Source organism: Microbacterium sp. CH1 (genome assembly GCF_001595495.1).
In the GTDB taxonomy this organism is placed as follows: Bacteria; Actinomycetota; Actinomycetes; order Actinomycetales; family Microbacteriaceae; genus Microbacterium.
The window spans coordinates 428,395-449,487 of the sequence record NZ_LOSO01000011.1; the positions used below are offsets into that span (position 1 = coordinate 428,395).

The 21,093-nt window shown below is 70.2% G+C and carries 21 protein-coding genes; 13 read left to right on the forward strand and 8 right to left on the reverse strand.

From position 1 onward, the window contains the following. Positions 1-10 precede the first annotated feature (10 nt). The 4 genes from AUV07_RS05415 to AUV07_RS05430 form a co-directional block, all read right to left on the reverse strand. Complete coding sequence (locus AUV07_RS05415) at positions 11-631, reverse strand: copper resistance CopC family protein (protein ID WP_231868202.1); 621 nt, start codon at positions 629-631, stop codon at positions 11-13. Positions 632-744: 113 nt separating this feature from the next. After that, complete coding sequence (locus AUV07_RS05420) at positions 745-1,350, reverse strand: hypothetical protein (protein WP_062634451.1); 606 nt, start codon at positions 1,348-1,350, stop codon at positions 745-747. 50 nt (positions 1,351-1,400) lie between these two features. Next, positions 1,401-2,750, reverse strand: a complete 1,350-nt coding sequence (locus AUV07_RS05425; protein ID WP_062635180.1) for a cryptochrome/photolyase family protein — start codon at positions 2,748-2,750, stop codon at positions 1,401-1,403. Next, positions 2,747-3,124, reverse strand: coding sequence for a DoxX family protein (locus AUV07_RS05430; protein ID WP_062634453.1), 378 nt, complete (start codon positions 3,122-3,124; stop codon positions 2,747-2,749). Before AUV07_RS05430 ends, AUV07_RS05425 begins: the two co-directional genes overlap by 4 nt. A gap of 50 nt (positions 3,125-3,174) precedes the next feature. Here AUV07_RS05430 and AUV07_RS05435 point away from each other — a divergent pair, with 50 nt between their 5' ends. From AUV07_RS05435 to AUV07_RS05445, 3 genes are all read left to right on the forward strand, one after another. After that, a complete protein-coding gene (locus AUV07_RS05435; protein ID WP_062634455.1) occupies positions 3,175-3,534 on the forward strand; it encodes a YnfA family protein in 360 nt (119 codons plus the stop codon). A 121-nt stretch (positions 3,535-3,655) separates the two neighbouring features. Next, on the forward strand, positions 3,656-5,596 hold the full coding sequence (gene thrS, locus AUV07_RS05440) for a threonine--tRNA ligase (RefSeq protein ID WP_231868218.1): 1,941 nt from the start codon (positions 3,656-3,658) through the stop codon (positions 5,594-5,596). After that, positions 5,593-6,147 (forward strand): HIT family protein, encoded by a 555-nt coding sequence (locus AUV07_RS05445; protein WP_062634459.1) that lies wholly within the window; start codon positions 5,593-5,595, stop codon positions 6,145-6,147. Before thrS ends, AUV07_RS05445 begins: the two co-directional genes overlap by 4 nt. Before the next feature lie 228 nt (positions 6,148-6,375). Here the strand turns inward: AUV07_RS05445 and pdxY are convergent, their stop codons facing one another. Further along, on the reverse strand, positions 6,376-7,227 hold the full coding sequence (gene pdxY, locus AUV07_RS05450; protein ID WP_062634460.1) for a pyridoxal kinase PdxY: 852 nt from the start codon (positions 7,225-7,227) through the stop codon (positions 6,376-6,378). Positions 7,228-7,273: 46 nt separating this feature from the next. Then, positions 7,274-8,581: an aminotransferase class I/II-fold pyridoxal phosphate-dependent enzyme gene (locus AUV07_RS05455; protein WP_062634461.1), complete on the reverse strand. Its 1,308-nt coding sequence runs from the start codon at positions 8,579-8,581 to the stop codon at positions 7,274-7,276. Between the two features lie 88 nt (positions 8,582-8,669). On the opposite strand from AUV07_RS05455, the gene pdxS reads away from it, so the two are divergent. From pdxS to AUV07_RS05505, 10 genes are all read left to right on the forward strand, one after another. Then, positions 8,670-9,563 carry a pyridoxal 5'-phosphate synthase lyase subunit PdxS gene (gene pdxS / locus AUV07_RS05460; protein ID WP_025103530.1) on the forward strand — a complete coding sequence of 298 codons (894 nt, stop codon included), beginning with the start codon at positions 8,670-8,672 and terminating at the stop codon, positions 9,561-9,563. Next, positions 9,553-10,143 (forward strand): pyridoxal 5'-phosphate synthase glutaminase subunit PdxT, encoded by a 591-nt coding sequence (gene pdxT / locus AUV07_RS05465; RefSeq protein WP_062634462.1) that lies wholly within the window; start codon positions 9,553-9,555, stop codon positions 10,141-10,143. The genes pdxS and pdxT overlap by 11 nt, the downstream gene beginning before the upstream one ends. Before the next feature lie 170 nt (positions 10,144-10,313). Further along, positions 10,314-11,075 carry a YebC/PmpR family DNA-binding transcriptional regulator gene (locus AUV07_RS05470; RefSeq protein WP_025103528.1) on the forward strand — a complete coding sequence of 254 codons (762 nt, stop codon included), beginning with the start codon at positions 10,314-10,316 and terminating at the stop codon, positions 11,073-11,075. A gap of 45 nt (positions 11,076-11,120) precedes the next feature. After that, positions 11,121-11,705 carry a crossover junction endodeoxyribonuclease RuvC gene (gene ruvC / locus AUV07_RS05475; RefSeq protein ID WP_060922276.1) on the forward strand — a complete coding sequence of 195 codons (585 nt, stop codon included), beginning with the start codon at positions 11,121-11,123 and terminating at the stop codon, positions 11,703-11,705. 9 nt (positions 11,706-11,714) lie between these two features. Then, positions 11,715-12,335: a Holliday junction branch migration protein RuvA gene (gene ruvA / locus AUV07_RS05480; RefSeq protein ID WP_025103526.1), complete on the forward strand. Its 621-nt coding sequence runs from the start codon at positions 11,715-11,717 to the stop codon at positions 12,333-12,335. After that, on the forward strand, positions 12,328-13,353 hold the full coding sequence (ruvB, locus tag AUV07_RS05485) for a Holliday junction branch migration DNA helicase RuvB (protein WP_025103525.1): 1,026 nt from the start codon (positions 12,328-12,330) through the stop codon (positions 13,351-13,353). The genes ruvA and ruvB overlap by 8 nt, the downstream gene beginning before the upstream one ends. 72 nt (positions 13,354-13,425) lie before the next feature. Continuing rightward, positions 13,426-13,827: a preprotein translocase subunit YajC gene (locus AUV07_RS05490; RefSeq protein ID WP_331709274.1), complete on the forward strand. Its 402-nt coding sequence runs from the start codon at positions 13,426-13,428 to the stop codon at positions 13,825-13,827. A 55-nt stretch (positions 13,828-13,882) separates the two neighbouring features. Continuing rightward, positions 13,883-15,613 carry a protein translocase subunit SecD gene (secD, locus tag AUV07_RS05495; RefSeq protein ID WP_062634464.1) on the forward strand — a complete coding sequence of 577 codons (1,731 nt, stop codon included), beginning with the start codon at positions 13,883-13,885 and terminating at the stop codon, positions 15,611-15,613. Continuing rightward, positions 15,613-16,602: a protein translocase subunit SecF gene (gene secF, locus AUV07_RS05500; protein ID WP_025103522.1), complete on the forward strand. Its 990-nt coding sequence runs from the start codon at positions 15,613-15,615 to the stop codon at positions 16,600-16,602. Before secD ends, secF begins: the two co-directional genes overlap by 1 nt. 65 nt (positions 16,603-16,667) lie before the next feature. Next, positions 16,668-18,920, forward strand: a complete 2,253-nt coding sequence (locus tag AUV07_RS05505; protein ID WP_062634465.1) for a RelA/SpoT family protein — start codon at positions 16,668-16,670, stop codon at positions 18,918-18,920. Here the strand turns inward: AUV07_RS05505 and AUV07_RS05510 are convergent. Both AUV07_RS05510 and AUV07_RS05515 read right to left on the reverse strand, forming a co-directional pair. Then, positions 18,907-19,455: a hypothetical protein gene (locus tag AUV07_RS05510; protein ID WP_062634467.1), complete on the reverse strand. Its 549-nt coding sequence runs from the start codon at positions 19,453-19,455 to the stop codon at positions 18,907-18,909. The two genes, AUV07_RS05505 and AUV07_RS05510, sit on opposite strands and share 14 nt — an antisense overlap. A gap of 59 nt (positions 19,456-19,514) precedes the next feature. Further along, positions 19,515-20,867: a DUF349 domain-containing protein gene (locus tag AUV07_RS05515; protein WP_231868203.1), complete on the reverse strand. Its 1,353-nt coding sequence runs from the start codon at positions 20,865-20,867 to the stop codon at positions 19,515-19,517. Positions 20,868-21,093 lie beyond the last annotated feature (226 nt).

The following is a 21,093-nucleotide window of genomic DNA, read 5'->3' on the forward strand; positions in this document are numbered from 1 at the left end:
ATGATGCCTTTCAGGAGTTCTCTGCCGTGTCGTCGCCGGATGACGGCGACACGGCGGCCGCGCGACGGCGGCGGAGGATGAGGAGGAGGGCGAAGGCGGCGACGGCGAGTGCCGCGCCCGCCCCGCCGACGAGCAGGACCCGGACCGGGCCGCCCGTCTCTTCTGCGTTCTGATCCGATGCGGTCGACGACCCGCCCGAGGCGGACGCGGTCGGCTCCGGGTTCCCTGTCGACTCCAGTGGAACGGCGTCTCCGACGGCGAAGGGAATGACCCCCGCGATCGGGTGCCCGTCCTCGGAGACGACCTGCCAGCGCACCTGGTACCCGCCGTCCGGCATGTCGGGCAGGAGGGCAGCGGTGACGTTCCGTCCGCGCACCTCCACCTCGCCCGTCGCCCAGTCCTTGCCCTCCGCGTCGACGACGAGGACGACGGCCCCGGCGGTCGACTCGTCGAGGACGAGGAGCTCGCCCGAGAACGTCATCGTGACGCTGACGGGCGCGGTGTCGAGCCGTTCCCCGTCGGCGGGGCTGCTCTCGATGAGTTGGTCGTGGGCGGTCGCCGGCGCTGCCGTCGCGAGGATCGCGACAGCCGCCAGCACCGCCCCGGCCGCGAATCTGCGGACAGGGGACATGGAAGAGCCTCTCTTCAGACGTCGCCGAGCGACGCGGGTACCTGCGTTCGGACGCGCGCGTCACCGGGGACGGCGCGAGGACGCACCGCACGGCGGGAGGCCGCGGGCGCGGATCAGAGCGCGGGGAGAGAGGGCGGGGCGCGCCCGAGAAGCGGAGTGAGGAGGCGCAGACCGCGGCCCGCCGGCACGAGGAAGAGCCCGGCGAGGCGGAACGGAGAAGCAGCGGCGCGCGGGGCGAGCGTCGCGTCCGCACGCCGACGTACCCAGCGGACCAGTCGGACGGCGAGAGCGCGCAGGGTGAGGAGCAGCCGCTCCCCGCGGTGGAGCGCCGTCACGGTGAGGAGGGCGGCGAGGGCGTGCCCGAGCCACATCGAGGCGTCGGCGGTCGCGACGACGGCCGTGCCCTCGGCCGCGGGGAGCACGAGCGGAGCGCCGTGCACGTGACGGAGAGCCACGCCGGACGCGCTGACCGTGCCGAGCACGAAGAGCACGTGGAAGAGGAACTGGCTCACGGCCACCGAGAGGGTGAGCCGGGTGAGGGAGAGCGTCCGCCCGGCGAGGAGCACGCTGACCATGAAGGCGAACAGCCAGGGCACCAGGATGCCCAGAGGACCCGGCATCTCTCCGCCGCCGCTCACGTGACCGGCGAGAGCCACGAAGATCGCGAGCGACGAGGTCGCGAAGCCCCGCACGACGGCGGGCTTGCGGGACGGGCTCACGGGCACCAGTCTGCCATGCGGCGGCGGTCGCCGCGGGCGTGAGCCGGGCGTCAGCTCCGCGGTGCGCCGGAGCGCTTCACGACGTCGTAGGCCGCGAGCGCTGCCTTGCGGGTCTCGCCGAGGTCGACGATCGGCTCGGCGGGGGCGTCTGCGGCCCAGCGCCCGATGTACTGTCCTTCGCCGTCGAACTTCTTGGCCTGCAGCTCCGGGTTGAACACGCGGAAGTACGGGGCGGCGTCCGCGCCGGAACCCGCGACCCACTGCCAGTTGAAGGGGTTGCTCGCGTCGTCGGCGTCCACCAACGTGTCCCAGAACCACTCCTCGCCGAGCCGCCAGTCGATGAGGAGGTTCTTGACGAGGAACGATGCCGTGACCATCCGCACCCGGTTGTGCATGTACCCGGTGTGCCAGAGCTCGCGCATGCCCGCGTCGACGAGGGGGACTCCGGTCTCGCCGTGCTGCCAGAGTTCCAGCCGCGCGGGGTCCAGGGGAGGCCACGGGAACGCGTCGAACTCGCGCCGCAGGTTCTTCGTCGCGAGATCCGGGAAGTGGAACAGCGTGTGCCAGGCGAACTCGCGCCAGCCGAGCTCGGAGAGGAATCCGCCGGCCCCGTCGACGTCGATCGCCTCGTGCCACACGGTGAACGGACTGAGCTCGCCCCAGCGCAGACGCGGAGACAGCCGGGAGGTGGCACCGGCGGCCGGGGCGTCGCGAGCGCGATCGTACGAACGGAGGTCTTCGGCGAGGAAGTGCCGCAACCGGCGCCGCGCGGCGGGCTCGCCGGGCTCCCAGGTGTCGCGCAGACCGCCCGCCCAGTCCGGGGCGGTGGGCAGGAGCCCCCAGTCGTCCAACGCGTCAGAGGGGAGCCGCCTCGCGGCGCCGCGGAGCTCGCGGGGCTCGGGGATCGGGGCGCGCGGGGCCGGAAGGGCCAGACAGGCCCGCCAGAACGGCGTGAAGACGGAATAGTGCGTGCCGCTCCCGGTGGTGACCGTCCACGGCTCGTGCAGGAGCGACCCCGCGAAAGACGCGACCTGGAGCCCCTCGTCGCGCAGCGTCGTCTTCAGCCCGGCGTCGATCTCGCGCCCGGCGGCGCCGTAGCGACGGTTCCAGAAGACCGCTCCCGCACCCGACTCGGTGATCAGTTCTCGCACGACCCGGTCGGCGGGCCCGCGCCGCAGCACCAGCGTCGCCCCCTTCTCACGCAGTCGCTCGGCGAGCGAGGCCAGCGAATGGTGCAGCCACCAGCGCGCCGCGCCGCCCAGCGGACGGACGCCGGGGGACTCCTCGTCGAGGACGAAGAGCGCGATGATCGGTTCGTCGCGCTCGACGGCGGCGCGCAGCGCGGGGTTGTCCGCCAGGCGGAGATCGTCGCGGAACCAGACGATCGAGGGCGAGGTCATCGGGTCGCCCACAGCGCCCAGGCGATCAGCAGAGGCTGCAGGAACAGGCGGCCGAACCGCCGCCGGTCCGTGTCGAGCCCCGGCGTCGATCGCCCGGTGCGCCACTGATGCCAGTTGCCGGGGAAGACCGCGGCGAAGAAACCGGCCGTCGCCACTCCCATCCGTCGGCGCTCGCGGGGCACAGCCACCAGACCCGCGGCGAGCGCGACCTCGGCCGCACCGGACGCCAGGACGATCGCGTCCTTGTCCATCCGGGTGAGGCGGGTCGCCCAGTCGGGCACGACGACCCGGAACCCGCGTGTCTGCGTGAAGTGCAGCACGCCCATCGCGCCGAGGGCGAGAGCGAGGAGCCAGCGGGCGATCGTCCGTGTCATGCGCCCACGCTACCGTCCCCGTCGGACGCCGTGGCTGTCACACTGAGGCGATGACCGTGCTGCGCATCACCGTCCTCTTCCTCCTCGCCGCCATCGCCGAGATCGGCGGCGCCTGGCTCATCTGGCAGGCGGTGAAGGAGGAGAGAGGCTGGTTGTTCGCGGTCCTCGGGGTCATGGCGCTCGGTGCCTACGGATTCATCGCGGCTCTCCAGCCGGATGCGAACTTCGGTCGCGTCCTGGCCGCGTACGGCGGGATCTTCATCGCCGGCTCCCTCGCCTGGGGCGTCATCGTCGACGGATTCCGCCCCACCTCGTGGGACGTCATCGGCTCCGTGGTGGCGCTGGCCGGGGCGGCGATCATCATCTTCGCGCCGACGGCGACGGATTCGCCGTCGGAGACCGCTGCGTGACGGTCGGCGACCCGCGAGCGGACGAGTAGCCTAGATCCAGACCCAGATGGAGTGATCAGTGCCTGAAAACGCCCAGCCGACCGACGGCTTCGCCCTGTTCTCTGACCGAAACGTCGTCGCCATGCGCGTCGGCGGCGTCCTCAAGGACCTCGCCGCGACGGTCACCGAGACCGACGACGTCGAGCCCGTCACGATCGACAGCCCCGACGGCCTGAACATCCTGCGTCACTCGACCGCGCACGTCCTCGCCCAGGCGGTGCAGCGGATCAACCCGCAGGCGAACCTCGGCATCGGTCCGCCCATCACGGACGGTTTCTACTACGACTTCGGCGTCGACACCCCGTTCACGCCGGAGGACATCAAGGCGATCTCCAAGGAGATGCAGCGCATCGTCCGCGAGGGCCAGCGCTTCGTCCGTCGTGTCGTGACGGACGAGGAGGCTCGTGCGGAGCTCGCGGACGAGCCGTTCAAGCTCGAGCTCATCGGACTCAAGGGCCCTTCGACAGGCTCCGAAGGTGAGATCGCCGAGGGGGCCTCCGTCGAGGTGGGCGAGGGCGAGCTCACGATCTACGACAACACCACCCGTGACGGCGAGGTCGTCTGGAAGGACCTCTGCCGCGGTCCGCACCTGCCCAACACGCGCATGATCGGCAACGGCTGGGACCTCACCCGCATCGCCGCCGCGTACTGGCGGGGGAGCGAGAAGAACCCGCAGCTCCAGCGCATCTACGGCACCGCATGGCCGACGAAGGACGAGCTGCGCGCCTACCAGGAGCGCATCGCCGAGGCCGAGCGTCGCGACCACCGCAAGCTCGGCGCCGAGATGGACCTCTTCTCCTTCCCGGACGAGATCGGCTCGGGGCTGGCGGTCTTCCACCCCAAGGGCGGCATCATCCGCTACGAGATCGAGGAGAACCTGCGCAAGCACCTGCTGCGCAACGGCTACGACCTCGTCAACAGCCCGCACATCACGAAGAAGGATCTCTTCATGACGTCGGGGCACCTGCAGACCTACGCGGACGGCATGTTCCCCCCGATGCACCTCGACGAGGTCGTCGACGACGAGGGCAACGTGACGCGCCAGGGCCAGGACTACTACCTGAAGCCGATGAACTGCCCGTTCCACAACCTCATCTTCCGTTCGCGCGGGCGCTCCTACCGGGAGCTGCCGCTGCGTCTGGCCGAGTTCGGCACGGTCTACCGCTACGAGAAAAGCGGAACGCTGTCGGGGCTGACCCGGGTGCGCGGCCTGACCCAGGACGACGCGCACATCTACGTCGCGCAGGACCAGGTGAAGGAGGAGCTCACCACCAACCTGAACCTCGTGCTCGACCTGCTCCGCGACTACGGCCTCAACGACTTCTACCTCGAGCTCTCGACGAACGAGGAGGGCAACCCCAAGTTCCTCGGCGAGCCCGAGCAGTGGTCGACGGCGATCGACACGCTGCGCGAGGTCGCGATCGAATCCGGTCTCGAGCTCGTGGCCGACCCGGGCGGCGCCGCCTTCTACGGGCCGAAGATCTCGGTGCAGGCCCGCGACGCCATCGGCCGCACGTGGCAGATGTCGACGATCCAGCTCGACTTCAACCAGCCCGACCGCTTCGAGCTGGAGTACACCGGTCCCGACGGGCAGAAGCACCGGCCTGTGATGATCCACCGGGCGCTCCTCGGCTCCGTCGAGCGCTTCTTCGCGATCCTCCTCGAGCACTACGCCGGCGACTTCCCGCTCTGGCTCGCGCCGAGCCAGGTGGTGGGTGTGCCGGTGGCCGAGCAGTACGGCGACTACCTGGACGACGTCATCGCGCAGCTCAGGGCGGCGGGCGTGCGGGCCGACGTCGATCACTCCGACGACCGTATGCAGAAGAAGATCCGCACCCACACCACGGCGAAGGTCCCGGTCATCCTCATCGTGGGGGAGCAGGACCGCGCCGCCGGCACGGTGTCGTTCCGCTTCCGCGACGGCACGCAGGAGAACGGCGTGCCGGTGGCCGACGCGGTGCGCCGGATCAGCGCCGCCATCGCCGCGCACGCGCTGGTGTTGAAGGCGGGAGACCTCGCATGACGGGCGGTGAGGCGGACCTCGAGGACGCCTCCCGTCTCGTCGGGGTGCCCGACGAGTTCCAGCGGCTGTGGACCCCGCATCGCATGGCGTACATCCAGGCCGGGCCGGAACCACTGCGCGAGGAATGCCCGTTCTGCGAGGCGCCGAAGTACCCGGATGCGGAGCGGCTCATCGTGGCGCGCGGGGAGACCGCGTACGTGCTGCTGAACCTGTTCCCATACAACTCGGGGCACCTGCTCGTGTGCCCGTACCGGCACATCGCCACCTACGACCAGGCGACGCCTGAGGAGGTCGCGGAGATCGGTGCGCTCACGCAGACGGCGATGCGCGTGCTCCGCGAGGTCTCCGGCTGCGACGGGTTCAACCTCGGGATGAACCAGGGAGCGGTGGCCGGAGCGGGCGTGGACGCGCATCTGCATCAGCACGTGGTGCCGCGGTGGCGCTCGGACGCGAACTTCTTCCCGATCATCGCCAAGACGAAGGCGCTCCCGCAGCTCCTCGGTGAGGTGCGGGAGGCCGTCGCGGCGGCCTGGCCCGCCGCCGATCGCTGATCCGCCTCTGGGTCGCTGAGCCCAGGAGTGGGTCGCTGAGCCCAGGAGTGGGTCGCTGAGCCTGTCGAAGCGTGACAGGCTCAGGCCCTTCGACAGGCTCAGGGACCCACCTTCGACAGGCTCAGGCCCTTCGACAGGCTCAGGGACCCACCCTCGAGTGGCCCAGGCCCTTCGACAGGCTCAGGGACCCAGGACGGGCCCGCTCAGGGGCCCAGCGTCGGGGAGGAGTCAGCGCACCTGGCGGGCGGTGAACTGCATCCGGGGGTTCGCGTAGAACTCCTGCGCCTCGACGAGCTGCAGCTCGCGCTCGCCCGAGTCGAGCGTGGCCTGCAGAAGGTCGTAGACGCTCGAGGCGGTGCGCTCCAGAGCGGTCTGCGCGCTGCCGGTGGCGACGTAGTGCGCGGTGAAGAGCGCGGCCGTCACGTCTCCGGAGCCGTTGGCCTTCATCGGCAGGTGCGGGGTCTGCACGAGCCAGGCGCCCGCGTCGTCGACGGCGAGCATCTCGATCGTGCCCTCTTCGCGGTCGGGCCGCTCGACGCTCGTGACGAGCACCGTACGCGGCCCCATCGCCCGCGCGAGGTCGACCGAGGCCAGGGTCGACTCGAGCGTGTCCGGCTCGGTCTCGGTGAGGAAGCCGAGCTCGAACTGGTTCGGCGTGATGATGTCGGCCACGGGAACGACGCGTTCGCGGAGCAGGATCGGGATGGCCGGAGCCACGAAGCAGCCGGACTTGGCGTTGCCCATGACCGGGTCGCACGCGTACAGCGCATTCGGGTTGGCCGCCTTCACCCGGGAGACCGCGTCGATGATGACGTCGCCGATGCCCTCGCTGCCCTGGTAGCCGCTGAGCACCGCGTCGATCGACCCGAACACGCCGCGTTCCTCGATGCCGGTGATGACCTCGCCGACGTCGGTCGGGTCGATCAGCGGGCCGCGCCAGGCGCCGTAGCCGGTGTGGTTCGAGAACGTCACGGTGTAGACCGGCAGCACCTCGACGCCGATGCGCTGCAGCGGGAAGACGGCGGCGGAGTTGCCGACGTGACCGTACGCGACGGCGGACTGGATGGACAGGATCTTCATACCCGGTCCCTTTCATTCTGGGCGGGGCGGTGCCCGCGTCGGGTGGTCATCGTCCGGCGGCGACGAGGTCGGCGATGAGGGTCTCCGTGTCGTCCTCGGAGAGGTCGTGCACGGTGAGGCGGAGGTGATGCGAGGGCTCGGCGCGCTCGTCGAGCGCGAAGTCGTCACCGGTGCGCGCAAGCCAGCCGCGCCGCATGAGGTGGTCGGCGACGGTGCGCGCGGGCTTCTCGAATCCGACCCACAGGCTCAGGCCGTCCGGGTCGGGCGCGTCGATCCCCTCCGCGCGCAGGCGTCCCGCGAACGCGGCGTTCCGCGCGGCGTAGTGCCGGCCCGCCTCCGCGATCTCCTCGCGGACGTCGGGGTCGGTGAGCTGGGCGAGCGTGAGGCGCTGCAGCAGGTGACTGACCCACGTGGTGCCGGGGCTGAGCCGCATCGCGAGGCGCTCCGCCGTCTCCGGGTCGGTCGCCGCGAGCGCGAGGCACATGTCAGGGCCGAGGAACTTCGACACCGAGCGGACCAGGGCGAATCGCCGGTGCCCGGGTCCGATCAGCGATTCGTAGGGACGCTGGGAGAGCAGAGAGAAGTGGTCGTCCTCGATGACGAGCACGTAGGGGTGGTCGGCGAGCACGCCCCGCAGCGCCTCCGCGCGGGCGGGGGAGAGGCTCACCCCCGTCGGATTCTGCGCGCGCGGGGTGCAGATGACGGCGCGGACGCCCGCGTCCAGAGCGGCGCGGAGACCGTCGACCGTCATCCCCTCCTCGTCCACCGGCACCGTGATGGCCCGGTATCCGCCCAGCCGCACGGTGTGGATGCTCGCGAGGAAGCAGGGGTCCTCGAGGGCCACGGCGTCGTCACGCATGAGCGCCTGCGCGAGCAGACGTTCGACGGCATCCACCGCACCGCTGGTCACGGTGACCCGGAAGTCGTGACCGGGGAGGTCGGCGCCCATCCACTCCCGCGCCCACGCTTCGAGACCGCGGTCGATCACCGGCTCTCCGTAGAGCACGGGACGACGACCGATCGTGCCGAGCGCCGGCGACGGGTCGGGGATGCGGGCCGGGTCAGGGTTGCCGGTGCCGATGTCGCGGAGCACGGTGTCCGGCGCGTAGCCCTCCTGCGGCACGACGTCGACTCCGGCGACGACCGTGCCCGCGCGCCCGCGCGAGTGCACGAGTCCCGCTTGGGCGAGCTGGCGATAGGCGGCGACGGCGGTGTTGCGGTTGACGCCGAGCGTCGCCGCGAGCTCGCGCACGGGAGGGAGGACCTCGCCGGGCCGGAGCGTGCCGCGATCCCGGAGGGCGCGCACGCTGTCCGCGATCTCCGCCGCGGTGGTTCCCCTGATCTGCTCGCTCATGATCCTCCTCCGAGATTCTAGGTGGATCGGACAGTGCTACCTTTGATCTAGATCAAAACCGATTTCGGATCATCCGACAGGAGACCCCATGACCGAGCAGCCCACCACCGGATCCGCACGCGTGAAGCGCGGTCTCGCCGAGATGCTCAAGGGCGGCGTCATCATGGACGTCGTCACCGCCGAGCAGGCGAAGATCGCCGAGGACGCCGGTGCCGTCGCCGTGATGGCGCTGGAGCGTGTCCCCGCGGACATCCGTGCGCAGGGCGGGGTCTCGCGGATGAGCGACCCGGACATGATCGACAGCATCATCGACGCGGTGTCCATCCCCGTCATGGCGAAGGCGCGGATCGGGCACTTCGTCGAGGCGCAGGTACTGCAGGAGCTCGGCGTCGACTACATCGACGAGTCCGAGGTGCTCTCGCCCGCTGACTACGTGAACCACATCGACAAGTTCGGCTTCACCGTGCCGTTCGTCTGCGGAGCCACGAACCTGGGGGAGGCGCTGCGTCGTATCAACGAGGGCGCCGCGATGATCCGCTCCAAGGGTGAGGCCGGCACGGGTGACGTCTCCGAGGCGATGAAGCACATCCGGAAGATCCGGGGAGAGATCGCCGCGCTGACCGCGCTGCCGAAGGATGAGCTGTTCGTCGCCGCGAAGGAGCTGCAGGCGCCGTACGAGCTCGTCGCGGAGATCGCCGAGACCGGGAAGCTCCCCGTGGTGCTCTTCGTCGCCGGTGGCGTCGCGACCCCGGCCGACGCGGCGATGATGATGCAGCTCGGCGCCGACGGCGTCTTCGTCGGCTCCGGCATCTTCAAGTCCGGCAACCCCGCGGAGCGGGCGAAGGCCATCGTCAAGGCCACCACGTTCTTCGACGATCCGAAGGTGATCGCCGAGGTCTCCCGCGGCCTGGGCGAGGCGATGGTCGGCATCAACGTCAGCGACCTGCCTGCGCCGCACCGCCTCGCCGAGCGTGGCTGGTAACCCGCGCGTCGGCGTCCTCGCGCTTCAGGGGGACGTGCGAGAGCATGCCGCGCTCCTCGAGGCGCTCGGCGCCGACGTGGCGCTGGTCCGTCGACCCGCGGAGCTCGCCCTGGTCGACGGACTCGTGATCCCGGGCGGCGAATCGACCGTGATCGACAAGCTCGCCCGGCTGTTCGGGTTGCAGCAGCCGATCCGCGACGCGATCGCGGACGGGATGCCGGTGCTCGGCACCTGCGCGGGGCTGATCCTGCTGGCCGATGAGGTCGTCGACGCGATCGACGGACAGCAGAGTTTCGGCGGACTCGATGCGGTCGTGCGGCGCAACGCGTTCGGGCGTCAGGCCGAGTCGTTCGAGGCCGAGCTGACCGTGCCCGCGTTCGACGAGCCGGTGACGGCCGCCTTCATCCGCGGACCTGTCGTGGAGGCGGTCGGGCCGCGGGCCTCGGTGCTCGCGACCCTGCCCGACGGTCGCGTGGTCGGAGTGGAGCAGGACGGACTGCTCGGACTCAGCTTCCACCCGGAGATCACGAACGAGACGCGGTTCCACCGACGCTTCCTCGACCGGGTCTCCCGCCGCTGACGGGGTCGTGGGATCAGGCCCGCGCGCGAGATCAGGCGCGTGCGCGCGGAGGTGCCTGAACTCGCGCGAACGCCTGCGCGAGCGGGACAACAGCGGTGCCGCGGCACGGTTCGATAGACTGGACGACGCCCTGGGCGGCGTTCCGGGGCGCAGACGACGAGCGGAGACTTATGTCCGGGCATTCCAAGTGGGCCACGACCAAGCACAAGAAGGCCGTCATCGACGCGCGCCGTGCGAAGTCCTGGGCCAAGCTCATCAAGAACATCGAGGTCGCGGCCAAGCTGGGCGGCGCCGACCTGCAGGGCAACCCGACGCTCTTCGACGCGGTGCTCAAGGCGAAGAAGACCTCGGTCCCGAAGGACAACATCGACCGCGCCATCAAGCGCGGCGCCGGCATCGGCGGTGAGGCCGTCGAGTACACCTCGATCATGTACGAGGGCTACGGGCCCAACGGCGTCGCCCTCATGATCGAGTGTCTGACCGACAACAAGAACCGTGCCGCGGCCGAGGTGCGCACCGCGCTCAGCCGCAACGGCGGCACCCTCGCCGACCCGGGCAGCGTGGCGTACAACTTCAGCCGCAAGGGCGTCATCGTCGTCGGTTCCGAGGGCACGACCGAGGACGACGTCATGATGGCGGCGCTGGAGGCCGGGGCCGAGGAGATCGAGCCGCACGCCGAGGGCTTCGAGGTCATCACCGAGGCCAGCGACCTCGTGGCCGTCCGCTCCGCGCTGCAGGACGCGGGGATCGAGTACGAGTCGGCCGACGTCGAGTTCGTGCCGAACCTCAAGGTCGAGATCGACGCCGAGACCGCCCGCAAGGTGTTCCGCCTCATCGATGCGCTCGAGGACAGCGAGGACGTGCAGAACGTCTTCAGCAACTTCGACCTGTCGCCCGAGGTCCAGGCAGAGCTCGAGAACGACGACGCGTAGGCGCGGCGCGAGCCGGCGACGCGGCGCGCGGCCTAGCCTGGTCAGGTGACCACTTCGTTGCGCGTGCTCGGCATCGACCCCGGACTCACCCGGTGCGGTGTCGGCATCGTCGACGTCGACCGCGCTCGTCGGGGCACGCTCGTCCACGTCGGGGTCATCCGCTCCGCCCCGGATGCGGAGATCGGCGACCGGCTCGCGATCGTCGCGGCGGGCATCCGCGCAGCGATCGCCGAGCACCGGCCCGATGCCGTCGCGGTCGAGCGGGTGTTCGCCCAGCAGAACACGCACACGGTGATGGGCACGGCGCAGGCGAGCGGGGTCGCCCTCCTGATCGCGGCCGAGGCCGGCCTGCCGGCGGCGACCCATACGCCCAGCGAGGTGAAGGCCGCGGTGACCGGGTACGGGTCCGCCGACAAGCGCCAGGTCCAGGCGATGATCGCCCGGATCCTGCGGCTGGACGCGCCTCCGCAGCCCGCGGACGCGGCGGACGCCCTGGCGATCGCCCTCTGTCACGCCTGGCGCCGCGGCGCTCCCTCGACGAGCCGGACGGGCGGCGGCCTCACTCCCGCGCAGCGTGCCTGGGCCGACGCGGAGCGTGTCGCTCGAACATATCTACGAGCCGGCTCCTAGACTGGCGGAATGATCTCCTCTCTGCACGGCACCGTGCTGCACACGACGCCGGACCAGGTCATCATCGACGTCGGGGGCGTGGGCTTCGCGGTCGCCGTCCCCGCCGATGTCGCCCACACCGCGACGGTGGGGGAGAAGCTCCTCCTGCACACGAGCCTCATCGTGCGGGAGGACTCGCTCTCGCTGTTCGGCTTCGCCGACCGCGGCGAGCTGGAGATCTTCACCCTGCTGCTCAGCGTCACCGGCGTCGGCCCGAAGTCGGCGCTCGGTGTGCTGTCGCACCTCACCGCCGACCAGATCGCGGAGGCCGTGACCGCAGAGGACGATGCACCGTTCCGCCGGGTCTCCGGCATCGGACCGAAGACCGCGAAGCTCATCGTCGTGCAGCTCGCCGGCAAGGTCCAGGCGGTGGCCGCCCCGTCGGCGCCCGCCGCCTCGGGAGGGGACGATGTCGTCGCCCAGGTGACGGTGGCTCTGGTCGGCCTCGGCTGGTCCGAGAAGGTCGCGGCCGAGGCGGCGACCCAGACGGCGACGGACGCCACGGATGCCGAACGAGCCTCCGTGGCACTGCTGCTGCGGCGCACGCTCGCGCTGCTCGGCCCGGCGCAGGCAGGCCAGAGCCGTGGCTGACGCCCTCGATCCGACCGAGCCGACCGACGAGTCCGAGCTCGCCATCGAGGGCGCTCTCCGGCCGTCGAGCCTCGGCGAGTTCGTGGGACAGCAGAAGGTGCGCGGACAGCTGCAGCTGCTCCTGGAGGCGGCCCGCATCCAGTCCCGTCCTGCGGACCACATCCTGCTCGCGGGGCCCCCGGGACTCGGCAAGACCACACTGGCGATGATCGTCGCGCACGAGAGCGACCGCCCGCTGCGCATGTCCAGCGGTCCCGCCATCCAGCACGCCGGCGACCTCGCGGCGCTGCTGTCGAGCCTCGTGCCCGGCGAGGTGCTCTTCATCGACGAGATCCACCGCATGGCCCGGTCGGCGGAGGAGATGCTGTACCTCGCGATGGAGGACTACCGGATCGACATCATGGTCGGCAAGGGCGCGGGGGCGACCAGCATCCCGCTGGAGCTCTCCCCGTTCACGCTCGTCGGCGCCACCACGCGTTCCGGCCTGCTGCCCAATCCGCTCCGCGACCGCTTCGGCTTCACCGGTCACCTCGAGTTCTACGACGAGGGCGAGCTCGAGCAGGTCATCGGACGCTCCGCCTCCGTGCTCGGCGTCGACCTCCCGACGGACTCGCTCTCCGAGATCGCGCGACGGTCCCGCGGGACCCCGCGCATCGCCAACCGCCTGCTGCGTCGCGTCCGCGACTACGCGCTCGTCCACGGCGGGGGTGCGGCGACCCTGCGCGGCGTCCAGGCCGCGCTGGATCTCTACGACGTCGACGCGATCGGCCTGGACCGACTGGACCGCGCGGTGCTGGACGCCCTGGTGCGACGCTTCCGCGGCGGACCGGTCGGCCTCAGCACACTCGCGGTGGCGGTAGGAGAGGAGCCGGAGACGGTGGAGAGCGTGGTCGAGCCCTATCTCGTGCGGATCGGCTTCCTCGGTCGCACCCCCCGCGGGAGGGTCGCGACGCCGGAGGCGTATGCCCACCTCGGCGTGGCGCACCCGGACGGGATGCTGAAGTTGGATGACCTATAATCGCTGAAGACTTCCCCGATACCGCTGTGCGCCCAAAGGCTGGTGCGTGCACCTGAGAAAGGCGCCATCCCCATGCCCATGGAATTTGTCCTCTTCGGACTCCTCGCCGTCCTGCTGATCTTCATGATCTTCAACACGCGCAAGCGCACCCGGCAGATGAAGGCCGAGCAGGAGGAGAAGGCGACTAAGACGGTTCCCGGCGCCAAGGTCCTGCTGCAGGGCGGCATCTACGGCACCATCGTCGCGTACGACGCCGAAGACCTCGACTCCCCGGCCCTGGTGGAGATCGCGCCCGGCACCGTCATCGAGGTGCACAGCCAGGCGATCCTCCGCATCGTGGAGCCCAAGGACGCCATCGTCGACGCGCCCGTCGACGGCGTGGACGACCACAGCGTCGACGCGACCGCCGCCCCCGCGGTCGAGACGCCCGAGGAGACCCGCGCCCGCCTCGAGCGGGACGCCGACGACAAGTAAGACGAAGGCCGCCGCGGCCTCCCGGATCACCGTCCCTCCAGAAAGCTGAACACACGTGGCTTCATCCTCTCCTGTCCGTCACGCCTGGCGGGTCCTCCTCGGCCTGCTCCTCGTGACGGGCGTGCTCTTCGGCATCAACGCGCTGGGTGTGTACGTCTTCAAGCAGAGCTCGTGGACACCCGAGCTCGCGCTCGACCTGCAGGGCGGCACCCAGATCATCCTGAGTGCCGAGACGGAGGACGGAGCAGCGCCGACGCAGGAGCAGCTCGACCAGGCCGCGGCGATCATCCGCCAGCGCGTCGACGCCTCCGGTGTGGCCGAGGCCGACATCACCACCGAGGGCGGACGCAACATCGTCGTCCAGATCCCCGGTGAGGCGGACGAGCAGACGCGGCAGCGGATCCAGTCCAGCGCCCAGCTCGAGTTCCGTCCGGTGCTGTACACCACGGCCGCGAGCACGGAGTTCGTCGGAGAGGACGGCAACTCCACCCCGTACCCGAGCCCTGACCCCTCGCTGAACGCCGAGCCCACGGCCGAGCCCACCGACGCCAGCGACCTGTCGTGGGTCACGGACAAGCTCGCGGCGGAGTTCCAGGCGTACGACTGCGCCAACCCGTCCAACGACCCGTCGAAGGCGCCGAAGGACGAGCCGGTGATCGCCTGCTCGCCCGACGACACCGCGAAGTTCATCCTCGGCCCGGCGGAGCTCGACGGCCGTGCGATCACCGACGCGACGGCGGGACGCGACCCGCGCTCCGGCGCCTGGATCGTGCAGCTCACCATGAACGGCGACGGCGCGGACGCCTTCGGCCAGGTGAGCACCCGGCTCAACCAGAACCGCATCGACGGGCTGTCGCCGCGCGACCAGTTCGCCTTCGTGCTCGACGGCGAGGTCATCAGCGCGCCGCGCATGAACGGCGTCATCCTCGACGGCCGCCCCAGCATCTCCGGCAGCTTCACGCAGGAGAGCGCGACGACCCTGGCCGATCAGCTCAAGTTCGGAGCCCTCCCGCTCAGCTTCGAGGTGCAGAGCTCGGACACGATCTCCGCGACCCTCGGCACCCAGCAGCTCCAGATCGGCCTCATCGCGGGACTCATCGGTCTCGCACTGGTGGCGGTGTACTCGCTGCTGTCGTACCGCGCGCTCGGGACGGTGATCATCGCGTCCATCGCGGTGATGGCGGTGCTGACCTACATCGTCATCTGCATCCTGGCGTGGCGGATCGGCTTCCGACTCTCGCTCGCCGGCGTCGCGGGCCTGATCGTGTCGATCGGCTTCACCGCCGACTCCTTCATCGTCTACTTCGAGCGCATCCGCGACGAGCTGCGCGACGGCAAGTCGATCACGGGTGCCGTCGAAGACGGCTGGGGTCGGGCGAAGCGCACGATCTACATCTCCAAGTCCATCAACGTCCTGGCCGCCGTGGTGCTGTACATCCTCGCCGACTCGACGGTGAAGGGCTTCGCGTTCACGCTCGGCCTCACCACCGTGATCGACGTGCTGATCTTCGTGATCTTCACCCACCCGGTGATGCAGTTGCTCGCGCGTACGCGGTTCTTCGGCGGCGGGCACAAGCTCTCCGGTCTGGATCCGGAGGCCCTGGGCGCCGTGTACCGGAGCCGCTCGCAGTACCGCGAGGTCGCCACGGCGTCCGCGGGGCGCGGGGCGAAGAACGCGCGTTCGCGTGGAGAGGCGGATCGCCGGCAGACCATCGCCGAGCGCAAGCGGGCGGAGGCCCTCGCCGCCGAGAGACAGACCACGGCCGGAAGGGAGGGAGACAACTGATGCCTTCCATGAATGAGTTCGGCAACAACCTCTACACGGGCAAGACCTCCTTCCCGTTCGTGGGGCGCCGCCGCCTCTGGTTCATCATCGCGATCGCCCTGGTCGTCGGCTCCGCGCTCGTGCCGCTGTTCCGCCCGATCCAGTTCTCGATCGAGTTCACCGGCGGCTCGCAGTTCACGGTGACCGCGCCGGACACCACGGATCAGGACACGGCGACCGAAGCGGTGCAGTCGGTCGTCCCCGGCGCGGCGACCAAGGTCGTCATCGTCAACGACCAGGACGTCCGCGTGCAGACCGACCAGATGACCGAGGGCGAGACGCAGCAGGTGGCGCGCGCCCTCGCCGACGCCTACGGTGTCGAGCCGGACGCCGTCGCCTCCTCGTTCATCGGCCCGGCCTGGGGCGAGAGCGTCACCCGGCAGTCCCTGTGGGGTCTGGCGATCTTCCTCGCCCTGACCTTCCTGATCCTCGCGATCTACTTCCGCACGTGGAAGATGTCGGCGGCCGCGATCATCGGTCTGCTCGACGTGCTCGTGATCACCGTCGGCGTGTACGCCCTCGCCGGATTCGAGATCTCGCCGGCGGCCGTCATCGGCTTTCTGACGATCCTCGCGTACTCCCTGTACGACACCACCGTGGTGTTCGACAAGATCAGGGAGAACACGACGGAGGACGGGGAGAAGACGTCGCGGCTGTTCGGGGAATCGGTCAACCTCGCGGTGAACCAGACCCTCATCCGCTCGATCAACACGTCCGTGGTGGCCGCGCTGCCGGTCGGTGCGATCCTCTTCATCGGCGCCTTCTGGCTCGGTGCGGAGACGCTGACCGACATCTCGCTGTCGATCTTCGTGGGCATCCTCGTGGCGACGTACTCGACGCTCTTCGTGGCCGCGCCGCTGTACTCGCTCTTCCGCGAGAACGAGCCGCAGATCAAGGAGCGCGACGCCCGTATCCGCGCGGCTCGGAGCAAAGCGGCTGTCGACGCCTGACGCCCCCGCCGCGGGGCCGACCCCCGCTCAGCGCGCGTAGGATTGTCTGATTCGGAGGTGAGTGGATGGCGGAGCCGCAGACGGCATCGCAGGGTTCGAGTCTGCGACGGCTGGTGCCCCGCATCTTCTCGCGTGCGTCCCGGATCAACGATCTCGACAACCTGATCCGCACCGTCAGGGCGAACCACCCCAAGGGCGACTTCGCCGTCATCTCCCGCGCCTATGCCGTGGCCAAGGAGAAGCACGAGGGACAGAAGCGGCAGAGCGGCGAGCCGTACATCACGCATCCGCTCGCCGTCGCCCAGATCCTCGCGGAGCTCGGGCTCGGCCCGCGGGCGATCGCGGCCGCCCTGCTGCACGACACCGTCGAGGACACGGGCTACGCGCTCACCGATCTCACCGCCGAGTTCGGCGACGAGGTCGCGATGCTCGTGGACGGCGTGACCAAGCTCGACAAGGTCAAGTACGGCGAGAGCGCACAGGCCGAGACCGTGCGCAAGATGATCGTCGCGATGTCGAAGGACATCCGCGTGCTGCTCATCAAGCTCGCCGACCGGCTGCACAACGCCCGCACCTGGGGCTTCGTCCCGCCGGAGAAGGCGGCGAAGAAGGCCAAGGAGACGCTCGAGATCTACGCGCCGCTGGCCAATCGCCTCGGTATCCAGGCGATCAAGTCGGAGCTCGAAGACCTCTCCTTCGCCGTCCTCCACCCGAAGATCTACAACGAGATCCACAGCCTCATCGCCCAGCGCACCCCGCAGCGGGAGAAGTATCTGAGCCAGGTCATCGAGGAGATCGACGAGGACCTCCGCGACCTGCGCATCCGCGGCAAGGTCGTCGGCCGGCCCAAGCAGCTGTACTCGGTGTACCAGAAGATGGTCATCCGCGGCCGCGAGTTCGACGACATCTACGACCTGATCGGGATCCGTGTCCTCGTGTCCTCCGTGCGCGACTGCTACGCCGTGCTCGGGGCCATCCACGCCCGCTGGACGCCGCTGCCCGGCCGGTTCAAGGACTACATCGCCACCCCGAAGTTCAACCTCTACCAGTCGCTGCACACGACCGTGATCGGCCCGGCCGGACGGACGGTCGAGATCCAGATCCGCACGCACGAGATGCATCACCAGGCGGAGTACGGCGTCGCCGCGCACTGGATGTACAAGGAGCGCATGAACGGCGGCGGCAAGGTCGAGGTCCGCGCCTCCGACACCGACATGGCGTGGCTGGCCCACATCTCCGACTGGCAGGCCGAGACCGCGGACCCCGGGGAGTTCCTCGACTCGCTGCGGTTCGAGATCGGCGCCAAGGAGGTCTACGTCTTCACGCCGAAGGGGCGGGTGATCGGCCTCCCGGCCGGTGCCACCCCGGTCGACTTCGCCTATGCCGTCCACACCGAGATCGGGCACCGCACCATGGGCGCCAAGGTCAACGGACGCCTGGTGCCGCTGGAGTCGGAGCTGAAGAGCGGCGACGTCGTCGAGGTCTTCACCTCGAAGAACCCGGACGCGGGGCCCAGCCAGGACTGGCTCGGCTTCGTCAAGAGCACGCGAGCCAGGAACAAGATCCGCGGCTGGTTCACGAAGGAGCGCCGCGAGGAGGCCATCGAGCAGGGCAAGGAGTCCATCGCGCGCGCTATGCGCCGGCAGAACCTGCCGCTGCAGCGTCTGATGAGCCAGGACTCGTTCACCGAGGTCGCCCACCAGATGCACTACGAGGACGTCTCGGGTCTCTACGCCGCCGTCGGCGAGGGGCACGTCTCGACGCAGTCGGTGCTCGAGAAGGTCACCGCGCTCGTCGCCACCGACGAGCCCACCACCGGGGCGATCGACCTGCCGGGAAGCGTCCAGACGCGCGAGACCCGCGGTGGCGACTCGGGCGTGCTCGTGCGCGGCGCGAACGACATCCTGGTGAAGCTGGCGAAGTGCTGCACGCCCGTGCCCGGCGACCCCATCGTCGGGTTCGTCACGCGGGGGAGCGGCGTCTCCGTGCATCGGGCGGACTGCGTGAACGTGAAGGCCCTCAGCGGCGAGCAGGACCGCTTCGTCGAGGTCTCCTGGGCACCGACCAAGAAGAGCGTCTTCCGGGTGCAGATCCAGGTGGAGGCGCTGGACCGCTCGGGCCTCCTCTCCGACGTCACGCGGGTGCTCAGCGAGCATCACGTGAACATCCTCTCGGCGACCGTGTCGACGACCGATGAGCGCCTGGCGCTGAGCCGCTTCGTGTTCGAGATGGGCGACGCCGTGCACCTGGACCGCGTCCTGAACGCGGTACGCCGTATCGATGCGGTCTACGACGTGTACCGCGTCACCTCCTCCTGACCAGCCGCTCGAGTGCGGCGAGGCCGCTGACGCTGCCCGGAACGCGGGAGCGGGTCCGCAGGCTGGCGATGGCGTCGTCGAGCGCTTCCGGGTGGGCCTGAGCGAGCGCCTGCATCCAGGGGAGGACGCGCGGGTCTCGATGGAGACTCGTGGCCAGGTCGCACATCGTCCGGACGGGCGTGGAGACGGCGATCCCCCCGAGCAGCTCCACGTCCGTCCGAGGAAGCCGGGTGTCGTGGAAGATGACTCTGGCGTGCACGCGCGGACGCACCCGCCGCTCGACGCAGCGTCGCGCGTGATGGACGGTCGGCGGCTCGTCGCGGGCGCCGTGGATCCAGGCGGCACTGGGCCCGCAGGCGGCGGCGCCGTCCTGGATGAGCGTGGCGATGCTGCTCGCCCGCACATCGGCGGACTCCGGCAGGTCCGCGGGGATGTAGGCGTCGCCGATCTCGACGACATGACCGTCCAGGCGGGCGGCGCAGAGTTCCGGCCGGCTGAGGCGCGAACCGGGGAGATAGAGCAGAGCGGGGTGCATGACGCCAGTGTGGCGTCGCGCACCCCGCTCAGACGGAGATGGCCGGACCTGTGGAGAGCTCAGCCGCCGAGAGCGTTGAGCCAGGCGCGACGGGCCTCGAGGGCGTCCGCGGCCTCCTTGGCGGCCTTGCTGTCACCGGCCTTCTCGGCGGCGGCCAGTTCGGCCTCCAGCTTCTCGATGGCTTCGTGCAGCTGCGAGCTCATGTCGTTCGCTCGCGCCTTGGTCTCCGGGTTGTTCTTCTTCCAGTCGACGTCCTCGCGGGCCTTGAGCGCCTGCTCGATGACGCGGAGCTTGTCGTCGAGCGCACGCTCCTTGTCGCGCGGGAAGATGCGGCCGACCTCGTCCCACTCCCGCTGGATGCGCGTGAGCAGGGCGCGGGCGCGCTTGATGTTCGGCTCGTCGGCGACCGCCTTGGCCTGCTCGAGCAGCGCCTGCCGGGCCTCGATCTTCGGAGCGGAGTCGACCTCCTCGGCGGCGGCCTGCTCGGCGCGGGCGGCGTAGAGGGCGTCGCCGGCGGCCTTGAACCGTGCCCAGAGGGCGTCGTCGGCCTTGCGTCCGGCGCGTCCGGCCGTCTTCCACTCGTCGAGGAGGGAGCGGTAGGCGGGGATGCCGTCGACGCCGCGCGGCGCCAGGGCCTCGGCCCGTTCGACCAGTCGGGACTTCGCGTCGCGCGCGGCCTTGTGCGCATCGTCGAGCTCGGAGTAGAACGCCCGGCGGTGCTTGTCGACGACGGCCCTGGCGTCGCGGAACCGCTTCCAGAGCTGCTGCGAGACGCCCTTCGACAGGCGCGGACCGTTCTGCTGCTGGGCCTGCCAGGCCTCGAACAGCTCGTTGAGCTCGGCGGTGACCTGCTTCCACTGCACCTTGCTCAGGTCGCGGGCGGCGATGGCCTCGGCACGCTCGACGAGGGCGGTGCGCTCGGCGACGGCCTGCTCGACGAGCTCCTTCGCCTGCTGTGCCTCCTGGGCCGTGGCCTCGGACAGCGACGCGGTCAGCGCGGTGAGACGATCGCGGAGACCGGCGAGGTCGCCGACGGCCGCGGCGTCCGTGGCTTCGTCGATGAGGTGCGCGGCCTGCTTCGACAGGTCGCTCGCGGAGGCGCCGCCGGCCTGGTGGCGCTGCTCCAGGGCGACGACCTTGAAGGCGATGTCGTCGTACTTGCGGACGAAGTAGGCCAGGGCCTCGTCGGGGGTACCGTCCGGGTACTGACCGACGACGCGCCAGGACTCACCCTCGCGCACCTCGACGGTGCCGTCTTCGGAGACACGGCCCCATTCGCCGGCGGACGAGACCGGAGTCGGCTTCGCGGCGGCCGGGGCGACGGCGGCCGGAGTCGGCGTCTTCCGCGGCATCGGCACGGCGGGCGGGGTGGGAACGGGCGGGGTCGGCTTCGCGGGCTCGTTGGCAGACACGGTGATTCTCCTTGCGCGGTCACGCCGCGGGAGGCGGAAAGGACGAGGCTCAGCCTAGTACGCCCTCTCTGATCCGCGAGACCCCGTCTTCCCGCCGAGACCCCGTGATTCGTGCGCGAACGAGGCGGGGTGTCGGCGACGAGGCGGGGTCTCGCGGGGCGGGACGTTACCGTTTCGTGAGCAGAACGTTCGATGCAGGACACACTGCGCGTCATCTGCGGGTAAC

What these genes read in the sequence shown, in the direction of transcription:
- AUV07_RS05415 (WP_231868202.1), bottom strand. Translation starts at nt 631, where the DNA reads ATGTCCCCTGTCCGCAGATTCGCGGCCGGGGCGGTGCTGGCGGCTGTC.
- AUV07_RS05425 (WP_062635180.1), bottom strand. Translation starts at nt 2,750, where the DNA reads ATGACCTCGCCCTCGATCGTCTGGTTCCGCGACGATCTCCGCCTGGCG.
- AUV07_RS05430 (WP_062634453.1), bottom strand. Translation starts at nt 3,124, where the DNA reads ATGACACGGACGATCGCCCGCTGGCTCCTCGCTCTCGCCCTCGGCGCG.
- AUV07_RS05435 (WP_062634455.1), top strand. Translation starts at nt 3,175, where the DNA reads ATGACCGTGCTGCGCATCACCGTCCTCTTCCTCCTCGCCGCCATCGCC.
- thrS (WP_231868218.1), top strand. Translation starts at nt 3,656, where the DNA reads ATGCGCGTCGGCGGCGTCCTCAAGGACCTCGCCGCGACGGTCACCGAG.
- AUV07_RS05445 (WP_062634459.1), top strand. Translation starts at nt 5,593, where the DNA reads ATGACGGGCGGTGAGGCGGACCTCGAGGACGCCTCCCGTCTCGTCGGG.
- pdxY (WP_062634460.1), bottom strand. Translation starts at nt 7,227, where the DNA reads ATGAAGATCCTGTCCATCCAGTCCGCCGTCGCGTACGGTCACGTCGGC.
- AUV07_RS05455 (WP_062634461.1), bottom strand. Translation starts at nt 8,581, where the DNA reads ATGAGCGAGCAGATCAGGGGAACCACCGCGGCGGAGATCGCGGACAGC.
- pdxS (WP_025103530.1), top strand. Translation starts at nt 8,670, where the DNA reads ATGACCGAGCAGCCCACCACCGGATCCGCACGCGTGAAGCGCGGTCTC.
- AUV07_RS05470 (WP_025103528.1), top strand. Translation starts at nt 10,314, where the DNA reads ATGTCCGGGCATTCCAAGTGGGCCACGACCAAGCACAAGAAGGCCGTC.
- ruvA (WP_025103526.1), top strand. Translation starts at nt 11,715, where the DNA reads ATGATCTCCTCTCTGCACGGCACCGTGCTGCACACGACGCCGGACCAG.
- AUV07_RS05490 (WP_331709274.1), top strand. Translation starts at nt 13,426, where the DNA reads ATGCCCATGGAATTTGTCCTCTTCGGACTCCTCGCCGTCCTGCTGATC.
- secF (WP_025103522.1), top strand. Translation starts at nt 15,613, where the DNA reads ATGCCTTCCATGAATGAGTTCGGCAACAACCTCTACACGGGCAAGACC.
- AUV07_RS05505 (WP_062634465.1), top strand. Translation starts at nt 16,668, where the DNA reads ATGGCGGAGCCGCAGACGGCATCGCAGGGTTCGAGTCTGCGACGGCTG.
- AUV07_RS05510 (WP_062634467.1), bottom strand. Translation starts at nt 19,455, where the DNA reads ATGCACCCCGCTCTGCTCTATCTCCCCGGTTCGCGCCTCAGCCGGCCG.